This window comes from Pseudomonas fulva NBRC 16637 = DSM 17717 (genome assembly GCF_000730565.1).
Classification (GTDB): Bacteria; Pseudomonadota; Gammaproteobacteria; order Pseudomonadales; family Pseudomonadaceae; genus Aquipseudomonas; species Aquipseudomonas fulva.
In genome coordinates this window covers 17,876-34,275 of record NZ_BBIQ01000019.1, presented here as the reverse complement: position 1 = coordinate 34,275, position 16,400 = coordinate 17,876, and the positions used below count along the sequence as shown (strand labels likewise).

General features: G+C 61.7%; 17 protein-coding genes and 2 tRNA genes. 11 read left to right on the top strand and 8 right to left on the bottom strand.

Annotated features, from left to right (window positions below; all coding sequences use genetic code 11):
• Positions 1–5 precede the first annotated feature (5 nt).
• Positions 6–719 (bottom strand): UTRA domain-containing protein, encoded by a 714-nt coding sequence (locus tag PFU01S_RS17400; protein ID WP_028686848.1) that lies wholly within the window; start codon positions 717–719, stop codon positions 6–8.
• Between the two features lie 325 nt (positions 720–1,044).
• Here PFU01S_RS17400 and PFU01S_RS17395 point away from each other — a divergent pair, with 325 nt between their 5' ends.
• The 6 genes from PFU01S_RS17395 (at position 1,045) to PFU01S_RS17370 (ending at position 6,340) form a co-directional block, all read left to right on the top strand.
• Complete coding sequence (locus PFU01S_RS17395; RefSeq protein ID WP_028686849.1) at positions 1,045–2,106, top strand: ABC transporter substrate-binding protein; 1,062 nt, start codon at positions 1,045–1,047, stop codon at positions 2,104–2,106.
• A 150-nt stretch (positions 2,107–2,256) separates the two neighbouring features.
• Positions 2,257–3,063, top strand: coding sequence for an alkaline phosphatase family protein (locus PFU01S_RS17390; RefSeq protein ID WP_027915788.1), 807 nt, complete (start codon positions 2,257–2,259; stop codon positions 3,061–3,063).
• Positions 3,060–3,899, top strand: a complete 840-nt coding sequence (locus PFU01S_RS17385) for an ABC transporter permease (RefSeq protein WP_028686850.1) — start codon at positions 3,060–3,062, stop codon at positions 3,897–3,899. Before PFU01S_RS17390 ends, PFU01S_RS17385 begins: the two co-directional genes overlap by 4 nt.
• Positions 3,889–4,683, top strand: coding sequence for an ABC transporter permease (locus tag PFU01S_RS17380; RefSeq protein WP_027915786.1), 795 nt, complete (start codon positions 3,889–3,891; stop codon positions 4,681–4,683). Before PFU01S_RS17385 ends, PFU01S_RS17380 begins: the two co-directional genes overlap by 11 nt.
• 1 nt (position 4,684) lies before the next feature.
• Positions 4,685–5,674, top strand: coding sequence for an ABC transporter ATP-binding protein (locus PFU01S_RS17375; protein WP_027915785.1), 990 nt, complete (start codon positions 4,685–4,687; stop codon positions 5,672–5,674).
• 12 nt (positions 5,675–5,686) lie between these two features.
• Positions 5,687–6,340, top strand: a complete 654-nt coding sequence (locus PFU01S_RS17370) for an HAD family hydrolase (RefSeq protein ID WP_027915784.1) — start codon at positions 5,687–5,689, stop codon at positions 6,338–6,340.
• Positions 6,341–6,462: 122 nt separating this feature from the next.
• Here the strand turns inward: PFU01S_RS17370 and PFU01S_RS17365 are convergent, their stop codons facing one another.
• A complete protein-coding gene (locus PFU01S_RS17365; RefSeq protein WP_027915783.1) occupies positions 6,463–7,425 on the bottom strand; it encodes an NAD(P)H-quinone oxidoreductase in 963 nt (320 codons plus the stop codon).
• A 143-nt stretch (positions 7,426–7,568) separates the two neighbouring features.
• Here PFU01S_RS17365 and PFU01S_RS17360 point away from each other — a divergent pair, with 143 nt between their 5' ends.
• Positions 7,569–9,650: a carboxy terminal-processing peptidase gene (locus PFU01S_RS17360; protein WP_168199520.1), complete on the top strand. Its 2,082-nt coding sequence runs from the start codon at positions 7,569–7,571 to the stop codon at positions 9,648–9,650.
• Positions 9,651–9,798: 148 nt separating this feature from the next.
• Here the strand turns inward: PFU01S_RS17360 and PFU01S_RS17355 are convergent, their stop codons facing one another.
• The 4 genes from PFU01S_RS17355 to bamJ all read right to left on the bottom strand — a co-directional run bounded on the left by PFU01S_RS17355 (position 9,799) and on the right by bamJ (position 12,327).
• Positions 9,799–10,167, bottom strand: coding sequence for a hypothetical protein (locus tag PFU01S_RS17355; RefSeq protein ID WP_027915781.1), 369 nt, complete (start codon positions 10,165–10,167; stop codon positions 9,799–9,801).
• Positions 10,164–10,505, bottom strand: coding sequence for a helix-turn-helix domain-containing protein (locus PFU01S_RS17350; RefSeq protein ID WP_027915780.1), 342 nt, complete (start codon positions 10,503–10,505; stop codon positions 10,164–10,166). The genes PFU01S_RS17355 and PFU01S_RS17350 overlap by 4 nt, the downstream gene beginning before the upstream one ends.
• Positions 10,506–10,631: 126 nt before the next feature.
• Positions 10,632–11,072 carry a YkvA family protein gene (locus PFU01S_RS17345; protein ID WP_028686852.1) on the bottom strand — a complete coding sequence of 147 codons (441 nt, stop codon included), beginning with the start codon at positions 11,070–11,072 and terminating at the stop codon, positions 10,632–10,634.
• A gap of 490 nt (positions 11,073–11,562) precedes the next feature.
• Positions 11,563–12,327 (bottom strand): BamJ family beta-barrel-assembly machinery protein, encoded by a 765-nt coding sequence (bamJ, locus tag PFU01S_RS17340; protein ID WP_027915778.1) that lies wholly within the window; start codon positions 12,325–12,327, stop codon positions 11,563–11,565.
• A gap of 324 nt (positions 12,328–12,651) precedes the next feature.
• Between bamJ and map the strand changes: the two genes are divergently transcribed.
• Positions 12,652–13,452, top strand: a complete 801-nt coding sequence (gene map / locus PFU01S_RS17335) for a type I methionyl aminopeptidase (protein ID WP_027915777.1) — start codon at positions 12,652–12,654, stop codon at positions 13,450–13,452.
• Positions 13,453–13,550: 98 nt separating this feature from the next.
• Here the strand turns inward: map and PFU01S_RS17330 are convergent.
• Together PFU01S_RS17330 and PFU01S_RS17325 are read right to left on the bottom strand one after the other, a co-directional pair.
• Positions 13,551–13,627: transfer RNA gene (locus tag PFU01S_RS17330), tRNA-Asp, on the bottom strand.
• A gap of 13 nt (positions 13,628–13,640) precedes the next feature.
• Positions 13,641–13,716: transfer RNA gene (locus tag PFU01S_RS17325), tRNA-Val, on the bottom strand.
• A 215-nt stretch (positions 13,717–13,931) separates the two neighbouring features.
• Here PFU01S_RS17325 and rdgC point away from each other — a divergent pair.
• The 3 genes from rdgC to sugE all read left to right on the top strand — a co-directional run bounded on the left by rdgC (position 13,932) and on the right by sugE (position 16,382).
• Positions 13,932–14,852: a recombination-associated protein RdgC gene (gene rdgC, locus PFU01S_RS17320; RefSeq protein WP_028686853.1), complete on the top strand. Its 921-nt coding sequence runs from the start codon at positions 13,932–13,934 to the stop codon at positions 14,850–14,852.
• 113 nt (positions 14,853–14,965) lie between these two features.
• Positions 14,966–15,931 (top strand): bile acid:sodium symporter family protein, encoded by a 966-nt coding sequence (locus PFU01S_RS17315; protein WP_027915775.1) that lies wholly within the window; start codon positions 14,966–14,968, stop codon positions 15,929–15,931.
• A gap of 133 nt (positions 15,932–16,064) precedes the next feature.
• Positions 16,065–16,382 (top strand): quaternary ammonium compound efflux SMR transporter SugE, encoded by a 318-nt coding sequence (gene sugE, locus PFU01S_RS17310; protein ID WP_023533912.1) that lies wholly within the window; start codon positions 16,065–16,067, stop codon positions 16,380–16,382.
• Positions 16,383–16,400: the final 18 nt, after the last annotated feature.

Sequence of the window (16,400 nt, the reverse complement as noted above, 5' to 3'; positions counted from 1 at the left end):
CCCGGCTAGCCTGCCTGTGCCCTGACGCAGATGGCGTCATGGCGCCAGTATTCAAGGTCGCAGTCGATCAGTTGCCCCTGCTGGTCGCTGTTGACCCGGGTGATTTGCAGCCCAGGGCTGCCTGCTGACACCTTCAACGCACCGGCCGCCTGCACGGGCAATGCGGTGGGCAGGATCTCGAAGCACACCTGCCCGTAGTGCAGACCGTACTGGCGCGCGTAGATTTCGGTCAATGACTGGGCCAGGTCGTGCTCGAGGATGGCCGGAAAGTAACGCGGGTTGAGGTAGTGCTCGGCGTACAGCACCGCCCTGCCGTCGATGCGCCTGAGCCTGCAGATGCGCACCACACTGGACAACGCCGGCAGTTGCAACCGCGCGCAAATGGCCGCCGACGCCGGCTGCAGCCGAGCCGACAGCAACTCGGTACTGGCGGCCCGCCCCTGCTCACGCACCATTGCATGAAAGTGGCTGCGCGCGATGAGGTCATAGCTCAAGCGTTCGGGGGCGACGAACCAGCCCCGCCGCTCCTCGCGATAGATCAACCCCCTTGCCTCCAACTGCACCAACGCTTCGCGCAGGGTGATGCGCGTGGTGGCGAAGAGTTCGCTGAGCCGGCGTTCGGCAGGCAGCTTGCCGCCAGGCGCCAAAAGGCCGTGTTCGATCTGCTCCTCAAGGGCGTTACAGATGGCTGTTACCGCGCGCGGGGGCATCGGCTGCATCAAAGGTTACCTATCTGGACTAGGCCAGCCCCACTACAGGGCACGGGGTACTGGATACAAGCCTAGGCAGGGCTGATGAACATCCCGTGACAAGACTGCCCGGCTGGTGCTGCCAGAAACGGGCCAGGCCTTGTGAAGCCCCGCTCGCAGGTGGTCTACGCTGTATTGCCAGAGGCCGCGATCAGGCAGCTGGACCTGGGGCTACATCAAATTGTCACGCTACCGGCCTACCTTGGCTCAAGGTTTGCTGACCTAGACCAAGGCTGCAGACAACGGCTTCATACACAACAGCGTTCGGTCGATGCACCCACCCAAGGAGCTACGGATGAAAAAGTTGTTCATGGCGTCACTGCTCGGTTCGGCAATCGCGTTCTGCACGTCGGCCATGGCCGCAGATGACCTCAAGGCACTGGAGGATGCCGCCCGCAAGGAAGGCATGGTCAACAGCGTGGGCATGCCCGACGCCTGGGCCAACTGGAAGGACACCTGGCAGGACCTGGCCAGCAAGTACGGGCTCAAGCACAGCGACACCGACATGAGTTCGGCGCAGGAAATCGCCAAGTTCGAGGCGGAGAAAGACAACGCCAGTGCCGACATCGGCGATGTGGGCGCAGCGTTCGGACCCATCGCCATCGCCAAGGGCGTAAGCCAGCCGTACAAGCCAAGCACCTGGGACCAGGTGCCAGAGTGGGCCAAGGACAAGGACGGCCATTGGGCGCTGGCCTACACCGGCACCATCGCGTTCATCATCAACAAGGACCTGGTCAAGGAGTCAGAGCGGCCCAAGACCTGGCACGACCTGGAGCGCGGCACGTACAAGGTGGCCATCGGTGATGTCGGCACCGCCGCCCAGGCCGCCAATGGTGTGCTGGCCGCCGCCATCGCCTACAAGGGCGATGAGAGCAACGTGGCCCCAGGCCTGCAACTGTTCACCAAGCTGGCCCAGCAAAAGCGCCTTTCTCTGGCTAACCCGACCATCCAGACCCTGGAAAAGGGCGAGGTGGAAGTGGGCGTGGTCTGGGACTTCAATGGCTTGAGCTACCGCGATCAGATCGACCCCAAGCGCTTCGAAGTGCTGATCCCATCGGACGGCTCGATCACCTCGGGCTACACCACCATCATCAACAAGTACGCAAAACACCCCAATGCCGCGAAGCTGACGCGTGAATACATCTTCAGCGATGCCGGGCAGATCAACTTGGCCAAGGGGCATGCACGCCCGATCCGCGCCGAGCACCTGAAGTTGCCGGAAGATGTGCAGGCCAAATTGCTGCCCAACGAGCAATATGCGCCTGCGCAGCCGATCAAGAACGCCGAGGTGTGGGAAGCGACCTCCAAGAAGCTGCCGCAGATGTGGCAGGAGCAGGTGATCATCGAGATGGAATGAGGCATGCAGACGGGCCTGCCAGCTGCCACGCTGGCCGTCCCGCCTGTATGGCAGCCCCAGCGAGCCGGCGTCGCGCCAGCAGTAACTCCCCGGCGCGCCTCCGCGCAATGCAAGCGCCCCCTTCCCCGATGGTTTTTTGCGGAGTCATCAATGAGCCACAACGTCATCCTGGTGCTGTTGGACGGGCTGAACTATCAGGTTGCCCACCACGCCATGGGCCACTTGCACGCCTATGTCGAGGCCGACCGCGCCGCGCTTTACCGCATGGAGTGCGAGTTGCCGTCGCTGTCCCGTCCGCTGTACGAGTGCATTCTCACGGGTGTGCCCCCTATCGACAGCGGCATCGTGCACAACAACGTCAACCGGCTTTCCAACCAGCGCAGCGTGTTCCACTACGCCCGCGAGGCCAACCTGGGCACGGCAGCGGCGGCCTATCACTGGATGAGCGAGCTCTACAACCGCTCCCCGTTCGACCCCCAGCGTGACCGGCATACCCACGCCCCCAAGTTGCCCATCCAGCACGGGTTGTTCTACTGGGACGATCGCTACCCCGATTCACACCTGCTGGCGGACGGCGAATACCTGCGCCGGCGCCATGCGCCCAACTTCCTGCTGGTGCACCCGATGAGCATCGACGATGTGGGCCACCACCATGGGCTAGACAGCAGCCAATACCGCAATGCTGCCCGCAGCGCGGACATCCTGCTGGCCGATTACCTGCCCAGGTGGCTCGACGAGGGCTATCAAGTGCTGGTGACCGCCGACCATGGCATGAACAACGATCGCTCGCACAACGGGCTGCTGGCCGAAGAGCGCGAAGTACCCCTGTTCGTGTTCGGCGCAGCCTTCAGCCTCGACCCATCGGCCAAGCCACTGCAGACCGACCTGTGCGGGACCATCTGTGAGTTGCTTGGCGCCGCTCACGACAAATCGGTCTGCCGGGAGTTGCTCAAATGAGCCAATCGCCTCGTGGCCGTTACCTGGCGTTGCTGTGCCTAGTGCCCTTCGCTGCCGTTTTCGTGATCTTCCAGATCGCCCCGCTGGCCTGGGTGGCGCTGAGCAGCCTGCAGTCGGAGGCGGGTTGGGGCATGGACAACTTCAGCAAGGTGTTCGCCTCCAAGTTCTACCTGCAAGCCCTGCAACGCAGCCTGGAGATCAGCTTCTGGTCCAGCCTGTTCGGCATCATCATCGCGACCCTGGGCGCCTATTCGCTGCGTCAGGTGGACTCGCGGCTGCGCGACTTCGTCAGTGCCTTTGCCAACATGACCAGCAATTTTGCCGGCGTGCCGCTGGCGTTCGCGTTCATCATCCTGCTCGGCTTCAACGGCGCATTGACCTTGTTGCTCAAGCAGATGGGCCTGCTGGAAGACTTCAGCATCTACTCCAAGAGCGGGCTGATCCTGGTGTACACCTATTTCCAGATCCCCTTGGGTGTCCTGCTGCTGTACCCGGCCTTCGACGCGCTGCGCGAAGACTGGCGCGAGTCGGCTGCGCTGCTGGGCGCCAATCACTGGCAGTTCTGGCGGCACATCGGGCTGCCGGTGCTGGCCCCGGCGCTGCTGGGCACCTTCGTCATCCTGCTGGCCAATGCCCTGGGCGCCTACGCCACGGTCTATGCCCTGACCACCGGTAACTTCAACGTACTGCCCATACGCATCGCGGGCCTGGTGGCCGGCGACATCAGCCTCGATCCGAACCTTGCCAGTGCCCTGGCAATGGTGCTGGTAGGGCTGATGACGGTGGTTACCGTGGTGCATCAATGGTTGTTGAAAAGGAGCTACCATGCGCGCTGACCCCAAAGGAGGCGGCTGGTACCACCGCGCCGTGGTCTACCTGCTGTTTCTGATTTTGCTGATGCCACTGGCCGGCACCCTGCTCTACTCCCTGGCCACCAGTTGGTCGGCCACCCTGCTTCCCAGCGGCCTGACCCTGAAGTGGTACGTGGCGTTGTGGAGCGAGCCGCGCTTTCTGGCGGCATTCGGCCAGTCGCTGCTGGTGTGCGTCGGCGCGCTGCTGCTGTCGGTCGTGCTGATCCTGCCACTGCTGTTCGTGGTGCACTATCACTTCCCCCGGCTCGACGCGTTGATGAATGTCCTGATCCTGCTGCCGTTTGCCGTACCACCTGTGGTGTCGTCGGTGGGGTTGCTGCAACTGTATGGCAGTGGGCCGATGGCCATGGTGGGGACACCGTGGATTCTGATCGGCTGCTACTTCACCATCGCCCTGCCCTTCATGTACCGGGCCATCACCAACAACCTGCAGGCCATCAATCTGCGCGACCTGATGGACGCGGCGCAGTTGCTGGGCGCCAGCACCTGGCAGGCGGCTTTGCTGGTGGTACTCCCCAACCTGCGCAAGGGCCTGATGGTGGCCCTGCTGCTGTCGTTCTCGTTCCTGTTCGGGGAGTTCGTGTTCGCCAACCTGCTGGTGGGCACGCGCTACGAGACCCTGCAGGTGTACCTCAACAACATGCGCAACAGCAGCGGCCACTTCAACAGTGCGCTGGTGATCTCCTATTTCGCCTTCGTGCTGATCCTGACGTGGGTCGCCAACCGCTTGAACAAGGACAAGACCTGACATGAGCTACGTCAGCGTACGCAACCTGCAAAAAAGCTACGCCGGTAGCCCGGTATTCAGCCAGATCGATTGCCAGATCGAACGGGGCGAGTTCATCACCCTGCTCGGCCCCTCAGGGTGCGGCAAGTCCACGCTGCTGCGCTGCATCGCCGGGCTCACGCCCGTTGACAGCGGGCAGATCCTGCTCGACGGCATCGACATCGTGCCGCAGAGCCCGCAGAAGCGCGGTATCGGCATGGTCTTCCAGAGCTACGCGCTGTTTCCCAACATGACGGTGGAGCAGAATGTCGCCTTCGGGCTGCGCATGCAGAAGGTCAGGGGTGATGAAAGCCAGGCACGGGTGCGCGAGGCATTGCAGCTGGTGGAATTGAATGACTTCGCCGCACGTTACCCTCACCAGTTGTCTGGCGGGCAATGCCAGCGCGTCGCCCTGGCCCGCTCCCTGGTCACCCGCCCCCGACTGCTGTTGCTGGACGAGCCGCTTTCGGCGCTCGATGCGCGTATTCGCAAACACCTGCGTGAACAGATCCGCGCCATCCAGAGGGAACTGGGTTTGACCACGATCTTCGTTACCCATGACCAGGAAGAGGCCTTGACGCTGTCAGACCGCATCTTCCTGATGAATCAGGGCCGTATCGTGCAAAGCGGTGATGCAGAGACTCTCTACACGGCCCCGGTGGACCTGTTTGCCGCCGGTTTCATCGGCAATTACAACCTGCTGGACGCCGACAGTGCCAGCCGCCTGCTGCAGCGGCCTGTCACCGGGCGCCTGGCCATACGCCCAGAATCCATCACACTGGGTCTGCACGGCGAACTCGACGCCCAGGTGCGCAGTCACAGCCTGCTGGGCAACGTGATACGTTATCGGGTGCAGGTACGCGAGGTAGAGCTGGTGGTGGATGTGCTCAACCGCTCACCCGCCGACCTGCATGCCGACGGTCAGCGGGTCAGCGTGTCGATAGACCCCAGTGCGCTACGGGAAGTGGCTTAAGGAGATGCATGTATGGCGCTAGCCATTTTCGATCTGGACGAAACCCTGATTCACGGCGACTGCGCGTCACTGTGGAGCGAACACATGGCCCGGCTGGGGTGGGTGGATGGTGACACGTTCTTGCGCCGTGACCGCGCGCTCATGGAGGCCTACAGCAAAGGCGAGCTGGCGATGGAAGATTACATGGCGTTCAGCCTGGAGCCGATTGCCGGGCGGACCCTGGAAGAGGTCGCACACTTGGTCGAGCCGTGGGTGGAAGATGTCATCGAACCGATCATTTTAGGCGATGCCTGCCGCTGCATCGCCGAACATCGCAAGCGCGGGGACCGGGTGCTGATCATTTCTGCGTCAGGGGTACACCTGGTTGGACCGATTGCTGCACGCCTGGGCGTGGACGAATACCTGGCAATCGACTTGGAGGCCCGCAATGGCGTCTATACCGGGGCTACCCATGGCGTACTCACCTACCAGGAAGGCAAGATCACCCGCTTGATGGCCTGGCTGGACCAGGAGCAGGAAAACCTGGAGGGCGCGAGCTTCTATTCCGACTCGCGCAATGACCTGCCCTTGTTGCTGAAGGTGGATCACCCTTGTGCCGTGAACCCGGACCCTGTGTTGCGCGAGCATGCGCAAGCCCACGGTTGGCCGATCTTGAGCTGGCACTGAACCCGCGTTCGCTGTTCAGTGCCAAGGCTTGCCCTGCCCCCGTGGGCCTGCGTTCACGCAGGCCCGCAGGGACTATGAGGGCGCCATGAGGCCAGTACCCGAGCAGGCAAGCGGGCCCGACACTAGGCCAGGCTCGGGTCGATGATCATGACCAGCTTGCCGGACACCTGGTTGGTCTCGAGTTCGGCGTAGGCTGCCTGGGCGAACTCCACCGGGTAGGTATCAACCAACTGCGGTGACAACCGCCCCTCGGTAAACAGCGGCCAGACTTGCTGGTGCAAGTCACTCAACAGTTCGGCCTTGAACGCATCGTCACGGTTGCGCAAGGTCGAGCCCGTGATCTGCGCCCGCTTGCCCATGACCTGGGCCAAGTCCAGTTCGAACGTGCGTCCACCCATCACGCCGATGATCACCCAGCGCCCGTCGCGGGCCAGCAGCTTGAGGTTCAGCTCGCCATAGCTGGCGCCGACCGGGTCGAGAATCACATCGAATGGGCCGATGGCTTCCAGGTCATCGAGGTTCTGGTTGCGCACCACGCCACCTGCCGCGCCCAGGGCCTGGCAATACGCCAGTCGCTCGGCCGAGCCGACGCTGACCCAGACGCTGTTGCCGAACGCCTTGCACAGTTGAATGGCAGCCGACCCCACGCCGCTGGCACCGGCGTGCACCAGCACCTTCTCGCCGGCTTTGACGCCGCCCAGCTGGAAGATGTTCAGCCACGCCGTCGCGTAGACCTCCGGCAGGGCTGCCGCTTCATGCAGGCTAAGCCCTTCGGGCACAGGCAGCACGTGCCGCGCATCGACGATCACTTCCTCGGCCATGGCACCGCTGGCCAGCAGTGCGCACACCCTGTCGCCCACCCGCCAGGCTGCCCCGGCCCCCACTTCTGCGATCACGCCGGCACATTCCAGGCCCATGTAGGGGCTGGCGCCGGGCGGCGGCGGATAGAGCCCTTTCATCTGCAGCAAATCGGCACGGTTCAACCCCGCAGCCGCGACCCGGATGCGTACTTGTCCTGCGTCACACGCCGGACGTTCGGCTTCGACCCAGGTGACATGTCCGTCAACGCCTTGCAATGCCTTCACAGTGCCTCCATAGTTGAATCATATGACCGAGCCTGGGCCACCCGTGCCCAGGCTTTTTGCAGTATGCGCCCGGTTTTTATGGAACCGGCGAACGGAAAAGACGGCCTACTATGCGTGATCAATTGCCCCCACGTCGAATCAGCATGAAGCATTTCCTACCCAGCACCGCCCTGGCACTGATGATCGGCCTTGGCAGCCTTACGCTCGGCGGCAATGCGGCGGCCGCCAACAAATGGGACAGCCTGCAACCGGACCGCGACGAAATCGTCGCCAGCCTCAACGTGGTGGAGCTGCTCAAACGCCATCACTACAGCAAGCCGCCCTTGGATGACGCCCGTTCGGTCATCATCTACGACAGCTACATCAAGCTGTTGGACCCGGCGCGCAGCTATTTCACCGCCGCCGACATCGCCGAATTCGACAAGTGGAAGACGCAGTTCGACGACTTCCTCAAAAGCGGCAACCTCGACCCTGGCTTCACCATCTACAAGCGCTACCTGGACCGGGTCAAGCAGCGCCTGGACTTCGCCTTGGCCGAGCTCAACAAGGGCGTGGACAAGATCGACTTCACGGTCAACGAGACCTTGCTGATCGACCGCAAGGACGCGCCTTGGCTCAAGGACCAGGCTGCCCTGGACGACCTGTGGCGTAAACGCGTCAAGGACGAGGTGCTGCGCCAGAAGATTGCTGGCAAAGAGCCCAAGCAGATTCAGGAAACCCTGATCAAGCGCTACAAGAACCAGCTGGCACGCCTGGATCAGACCCGCGCCGAAGACATTTTCCAGGCGTACATCAATACGTTTGCCCAGTCCTACGACCCGCACACCAACTACCTGTCGCCGGACAACGCCGAAAACTTCGACATCAACATGAGCCTGTCGCTCGAAGGGATTGGCGCGGTGCTGCAAAGCGACAACGATCAGGTCAAGATCGTGCGCCTGGTACCGGCGGGGCCTGCGGCCAAGACCAAGCAGGTCGCACCGGCCGACAAGATCATAGGCGTTGCTCAGGGCAACAAGGAAATGGTCGACGTCGTCGGCTGGCGCCTGGACGAAGTGGTCAAGCTGATTCGCGGCCCCAAGGGCTCGGTGGTACGCCTGGAAATCATCCCGGCGAGTAACGCCCCCAGCGATCAGACCAGCAAGATCGTGTCGATCACGCGTGAAGCGGTCAAGCTCGAAGAGCAGGCGGCCAAGAAGTCCGTGCTCAAACTCAAGCAGGACGGGCGTGACTACAAACTCGGCATTATCGAGATCCCGGCGTTCTACCTGGACTTCAAGGCCTACCGCGCAGGTGATCCGGAGTACAAGAGCACCACGCGTGACGTGAAGAAGCTGCTGACCGAGCTGCAGAAAGAGAAAGTCGACGGCGTGGTCATCGACTTGCGCAACAATGGCGGTGGTTCGCTGCAGGAAGCGACCGAGCTGACCAGCCTGTTCATCGAAAAAGGCCCTACTGTGCTGGTGCGCAATAGCGATGGCCGTGTGGATGTGCTTGAAGATGAAAACCCAGGTGCCTTCTACAAGGGGCCGCTGGCCTTGCTAGTCAACCGCCTGTCCGCCTCGGCATCGGAGATTTTCGCTGGCGCCATGCAGGATTATCACCGCGCGTTGATCATTGGTGGCCAGACCTTCGGCAAGGGCACCGTGCAGACCATTCAGCCACTTAACCATGGCGAGCTCAAGCTGACCCTGGCCAAGTTCTACCGGGTTTCCGGGCAGAGCACCCAGCACCAGGGCGTATTGCCGGACATCGACTACCCGTCGATCATCGACACCAAGGAAATCGGCGAAAGCGCCCTGCCCGAGGCGATGCCATGGGACACCATCCGTCCTGTCGTCAAGCCTGCGGTAGACCCCTTCAAGCCTTACCTGGCCCAGCTCAAGGCTCAGCACCAGGCACGCAGCGACAAGGATGCCGAGTTCATCTACATCCGCGACCGCCTGGCATTGACCCAGAAACTGATGACCGAAAAGACCGTCAGCCTCAATGAGCAAGAGCGTCGGGCGCGTCACGATGAAGTCGAGGCCAAGCAACTGGCTCTGGAAAACATCCGTCGCAAGGCCAAGGGCGAGGAACCGCTCAAGGAGCTGAAGAAAGAAGATGAGGATGCACTGCCGGCCGAGGATGAAGACACCAAGCCGGAAGACGACGCCTACCTGTCGGAAACCGGGCGCATCCTGATCGATTACCTCAGCGCCAGCACCAAGGTGGCTAAGAAGTAAGCGGCAGACCCTGGGGAGGGACGATCCATTCGCCACCCTCCCCTGATGTGTAAAGAAAAGCCGGGCTCATTGATGCCCGGCTTTCTTTTTGGGTCATTGGTAGGAGCGCCTGGAGAAGGGTTGGAGGGCTCAGCGTTGCTGGGTCTGATCAGGCGGGATCGGGATACGTGTATTCGAATACGCGTGCGACTTCAGAGGCATGCCAGGAAGCGGCCTCCATGCCATCGACAGGCCCTGTGAAGCGCCCTAACCGCTCGACGCACTCAAAGAAGCCTGTGCGCGGCAAGCGGCTGGCACCCTGGCTGATCACCAATGAACTGCGCAGGGGTTGTTCGGCACGCGCATCCAGCACTGCCAGGTACTCAAGCGCTGCGGTCAGTGTCTGCATGGCAGGACTTGGCAGTTGCAGGCGCTCGATGAGCGCTCGGTAGGTCAGCAAATGACGTTGCCGTCGGGCCAGATCCAGCTCGCCCAGCAGGTTGTCCCAGTGCTGGCGGCTGATCCTGACCTGACTCATGAAGCCTCGCTCCAGCCAGGCACACCCAAGTGCCAGGCCAGGGCACGGCGAATGGCGGCATCGGGCTCCCGCTCGCCCGACTCGATCATCGCCAGGTAAGCCGGGCTCACCCCCACATTGCGGGCCAGGTGCTCGGCGGCGATGCCTTTGTCCCGGCGTATGGCACCTACTTCGCTAAATGCGGGCAAAGCGGCATGTGAGGCGGCTTCTTCGACAGGTGACTGTACTGGGGTATTCGCTGGGGCCTGCCCTGCTGCCTTGAGCAGCGCCTGGTAGTCTTCCCACGGTACGACGGCATACTCGGGTTGACCGTCGCGGCTGATGACCTGAATATCCATTGCAAAAATCCCTTCGAGAGGACTACTGAAGGTAATCCATTGGCGTGTTTCATGTGCCAATTATATGACCAAGTTCAGGATCTTTGCAGTCGAGCGCCGGCAGGGTTCTACCGTGTCACTGACGCCTCAAGGGATTTCACGCTCCAGACGCAGGTCTTCGGGGGTGGCTGGAAGACGCTCAACTACCTGCAGCCGTTCTGGCGACTGGGTGTCCCGCCAGGCCTTGAAGCGCTCCAGTTCATCGGAAACGGTCTTGAGCACCCACCCCAGCACGGCGATGTCATCCAGAAAACCTACGCCCAGCAACCAGTCCGGGATGGCGTCGATGGGGCTTACGAAATAAAGCAGACCGGCAACGATCGTAATCAAGGCCTTGCGGTTGATCGCCCGGTACTCGCCTCGCCACCATGCCAGGCACAGGGCCTGCATCAACTTCACGTCTTCGCGCAGTTTGCCCAAGCGTGGCCCTTTGCGGGCCACCGCGAACAGCAGCGCCGGCAAGCGCCCACGGCTGAGCAGGCGCTCTGCCAGGGGCAGGAAGCGGGCGAAATTCCAAGGTGCCTTCATGGTGCCTCCAGACGGAAAAGGTTATCCACATTTATTGTGGATAACCTTGTGAACAGGGGGACATTTCCGAGCCCGCTGGCCCATAAACAGGGCACCGGACAAGATCGGGCATTTTTTACACAGCGGTTACAGAGCACTGCGCGGGCCCGCCCTAGGACAGTTATTTCAGACGCAGCTTACACCCAGCGCCCGTCCTTGTTCGGACCGTGGGCGCCAGAGCTGGTTCGAACGGGATGCCCAAATGCGAACGTCCTGTAAGGCAGCTCCGCCACAGGTTCAGCACGGCTCTGAATGTCATCAGATACCCGTGTAGGCGGAGTACGCTGTACCCGCGCAGTTACGGCCTTGCCGGGGCTGCGGATCGGCCGCGCAGCCTCCCCAGGATTTAGCTTTGCCGCAGATACTATTAGGGCCGCATAGCGGCCCCAATGGTATCAAGTGAACCGAACGCTCCGTGATGACAGCGCGCTCGTTTCAATCGAAACACGCCTTACTTGGCAGGTGCTTCAGCCGGTGCGTCGGCAGGCGCTTCGGCCTCAGGCTCACCACCTTGCAGCTGCGCTGGGTCCTTGATCGCGATCAGTTCCAGGTCGAACACCAGAACCGAATTGGCCGGGATCAACGGGCTCGGACTCTGGGCGCCGTAGGCCAGGTCAGCAGGGATGAACAACTTGTACTTCTCGCCAACGTGCATCAATTGCAACGCTTCGACCCAACCTGGGATCACGCCGCTGACCGGCAGGTCGATCGGGCTGCCGCGCTCGACGGAGCTGTCGAAGACCTTGCCGTCGATCAACTTGCCTTCATAGTGAACGGTCACCACGTCGGTTGGCTTGGGCTGCGGGCCATCGGCCTTCTTGACAACTTCGTACTGCAGACCCGATGCGGTGGTCACCACGCCTTGCTTCTTGCCGTTTTCTTCAAGGAACTTCTTGCCCGCAGTGGCCGCCTCTTCGCTGGCCTTGGCCAGGCGTTCTTCGGAACGCTTCTGCAAGGCAGTGAAGGCTTCTACCAGTTCTTCGTCCTTCAGGCGCTGCTCTTTCTTGCCAACGGCGTCCTCGATACCCAGCGCTACCGCCTTGGAATCGAGGTCGTCCATGCCTTCCTGCGCCAGGCTCTTGCCCATGTTCAGGCCAATGCCGTAGGAAGCTTTCTGCGCAGGCGTCTTCAGTTCGGGGCTGCTGGCCTGCTGATCACAACCAGCCAGTACCAGGCCTACCAGGGCAACCGCAGCCGCCAAACGATGCTGTTTCATGCTAATTCCTTGTTCATGCGCCATAAGGGCAATCAGGGTAGAGGCCGCGAGCTTAGCAGGCGGCCCTCACCAATGGCTACCGGCATAGGAGCGGGTTTGAGTAAGTAAGTTCAGCAAGTGAATCGTTATTCATCAACCAGGTAACAGCTTCATGCCATGACCTGACAGATCCCCCGCGCCAGCGCTAAAGTCATATTTAAAACAGCAGGTACCGACAAAGAAATCATCCACGATCAAGTGACGCATCGGTGCTCGACGGTGGCATGTGGGTATGCCGTGGGTCTATGCTTTGAGGCATTCTAGCTGGAGTGATTATTCGCGTTTATGTCCAAGGTCATCATCAAATCCCCCGCCGAGCTCGACCTGATGCGCCGCGCAGGCCAACTGCTGGCACAGGTGTTCGCCGAACTCGACAGTTTCATCCGTCCAGGCATCACCACCCTGCAGATCAATGACCACGCAGAAGACTTCATCGTCCAGGCCCTTCGGGCAAGACCGGCCAGCAAAGGCCAGTACGGCTTTCCCTATGCGCTCAATACCTCGGTCGATCATGTGGTGTGCCATGGCATGCCTGACGCCGATGAAGTACTCAAAGAAGGTTCGATCGTCAACGTCGACATCACGCTGGAACAAGGCGGTTACATTGCTGACTCTTCTAAAATGTACGCCATCGGGCAGATCGATGATGAAGCCCGGCGCCTGATCGACACCACCTATGCGGCGCTGTGGAAAGGCATCGAGCAAGTACGACCTGGGGCCACCCTGGGTGACATTGGCCATGCCGTGCAGGCGCATGCCGAGGCCGCAGGCTACAGCGTGGTCCGAGAGTATTGTGGGCATGGCATTGGCCAGCAGATGCATGAAGCGCCAGAGGTGCTGCATGTCGGTCAGCGCGGCATGGGCATGAAGCTCAAGCCAGGCATGGTGTTCACCATCGAGCCCATGATCAACCAGGGCGGGCGCGGCACCCGCACGCTCAAGGATGGCTGGAGCGTGGTGACACGTGACGGCAGCCTGTCAGCGCAATGGGAGCACACGGTGGCCGTGACGGACGAAGGGTTCGAGGTACTGACCCTGCGGGCCGAGGAGCGCCCAGGCCTCAATGGCCAGGCGGCCCGGGCCTGAAAGACGACTATAAAACTGAAATGCAGGCATAAAAAAAGCGACCCTAGGGTCGCTTTCTTATTGCTTCAGGGTGTTCAGTGGGCCCTTGAAGCTGAATATGGCGCAGCGGACGGGACTCGAACCCGCGACCCCCGGCGTGACAGGCCGGTATTCTAACCGACTGAACTACCGCTGCGCTATACATCGAGTGGTGGGTGATGACGGGATCGAACCGCCGACCCTCTGCTTGTAAGGCAGATGCTCTCCCGGCTGAGCTAATCACCCTTCGTCTCGGTGTGGGGCGCATTCTACGGACGGCCCTGCCCCCTGGCAAGCACTTTCTTTCACTTTATTTCGAAAAAAGTACAGATCTTTCAACGACCTAGCGTAACGGCCCGATTTCGTCCGGTTTGTGCACTGCTGGCCCTCTGACAGGGTTGGCCTTCCGGGGCTGGTAGGAGAATAATGCCCGCCTTATGCATTAATGAGAGACTTCCCCGATGTGGTTCAAGAACCTGCTGACCTACCGCCTGACCCAGGACGTGCCCTTCGAGCCTGAAGCCCTGGAGGCTGCCCTGGCCAGCAAGCCAGCCCGTCCGTGCGCCAGCCAGGAGCTGGCCACCTACGGTTTCGTCGCCCCGTTCGGCAAGGGCGAAGATGCCCCGCTGGTGCACATCAGTGGCGATTACCTGCTGATCGCTGCACGCAAGGAAGAACGTATTCTGCCCAGCAGCGTGGTCAATGACGCGGTCAAGGAAAAGGTCGAAGAGATCGAGACCGAACAGATGCGCAAGGTCTACAAGAAGGAGCGTGACCAGATCAAGGACGAGATCATTCAGGCCTTCCTGCCTCGCGCCTTCATTCGCCGCTCGATGATCTTCGCTGCCATCGCCCCGCGCCTGGGGGTGATTCTGGTCAACTCGGCCAGCGCCAAACGCGCCGAAGACCTGCTGTCCACGCTGCGCGAAGTGATGGGCTCGCTGCCCGTGCGGCCGGCCACCGTCAAGATCGCCCCGGTGGCCACCATGACCGACTGGGTCAAATCCCAGAATGCCGCCGAAGGCTTCTATGTGCTGGACGAATGCGAGCTGCGCGACACGGCCGAAGATGGCGGCATCGTGCGCTGCAAGCGCCAGGACCTGACTGGCGAGGAAATCCAGCTGCACCTGAGTACCGGCAAGGTCGTGACCCAACTCGCCCTGGCCTGGCAGGACAAACTGTCGTTCGTGCTGGACGACAAGATGGTCATCAAGCGCCTGAAATTCGAGGAACTGCTGCAGGAGCAGGCCGAGCAGGATGGCGGTGACGAGGCCGCGCAGCAGTTCGACGCCAGCTTCCAGCTGATGATGATGACATTTGCAGAGTTCCTGCCCGTGCTCTTCGAAGCTTTGGGCGGCGAAGAAATCCCGCAAGGGGTGTGAGCCCGCTGCGGGTTGGCAGTACCCACGACACTTGAGTGCGGCACCGTTGCCGCACTTGACCCCCTGCCTGCAGCGACAATGCCCGGGCATGCAGTCGAACTGGAGATAACCCCATGCGCGCCCTCGCCGCCTTGAGTCGATTCGTCGGCAACACCTTTGCCTTGTGGGTATTGGTGTTCGCCGTGCTGGCCTTCCTGCAACCGCAATGGTTCATTGGGTTGAAGGTGGCCATCGTGCCCTTGCTGGGGCTGGTGATGTTCGGAATGGGCCTTACCCTCAAGCTCGACGACTTCGCTGCCCTGGCCCGCCAACCCTGGCGGGTCATGCTGGGGGTGGTCGCGCATTTCGTGATCATGCCGGGCATGGCCTGGCTGCTGTGCCAGCTCTTCGAGCTACCGCCGCAGATCGCCGTGGGCGTGATCCTGGTCGGCTGCTGCCCGAGCGGTACGGCCTCGAACGTGATGGTGTGGCTGTCGCGCGGCGACCTCGCGCTGGCCGTAGCCATCGCAGGCGTCACCACGCTGCTGGCGCCACTGCTGACCCCTGCGCTGATCTGGTTCCTGGCGTCGGCCTGGCTTCCGGTGTCCTTCATGGATATGTTCTGGTCGATCCTGCAGCTGGTCATGCTCCCGATCGTACTCGGCGTGCTGGCCCAACGCCTGCTGGGTGAGCGCGTGCAGACCGCAGTTCAGGTTTTGCCACTGGTATCGGTGGTGAGCATCGTACTGATCGTATGCGCCGTGGTGGCCGCCAGCCAGGCGAAAATCGCCGAGTCGGGGCTGTTGATCATGGCGGTGGTCATGTTGCACAACAGCTTCGGTTATTTGCTGGGGTACATCACCGGCAAGCTGTGCAAACTGCCCTTGGCCCAGCGCAAGTCGCTGGCGCTGGAGGTCGGCATGCAGAACTCCGGGCTAGGAGCAGCCCTTGCCGCTGCGCACTTCTCGCCCCTGGCGGCCGTGCCCAGTGCGCTGTTCAGCGTGTGGCACAATATTTCCGGGGCGCTGCTTTCCACCTGGTTCCGGCGGCTGGAGGACACCTCCTCCGACGTCGAGGGCGCAAAACGTGTCAGACGCTGACAGGCGATTGGCCCGCAGGCTTGCCCGGCAGACCGTAGATGTGCACCATGGGCTCACGGTGAGGACGACCTCACGACGCCCAGCGTGATCATCCAGGGGACGGCCCCATCACTTGCAACGATGGAGACGCATCATGTCCTGGATCATCCTGTTCTTCGCCGGCCTGTTCGAGGTCGGCTGGGCCGTTGGCCTCAAGTATACCGACGGCTTCAGCAAGCCACTGCCCACCGCGCTGACGGTTGCCGCCATGGCCGTCAGTCTCGGCCTGCTGGGCCTGGCGATGAAAGAGCTGCCGCTGGGGACGGCCTATGCCATTTGGACCGGCGTCGGCGCGGTGGGCACCGTGATCGCCGGCATCATCCTGTTCGGTGAGTCCATGGCGTTGGTTCGACTGGTCAGCGTGGCACTGATCGTATGCGGCCTGATCGGCCTCAAGGTCAGCGCCAGCTGATACCGGTCAGCTGGCCAG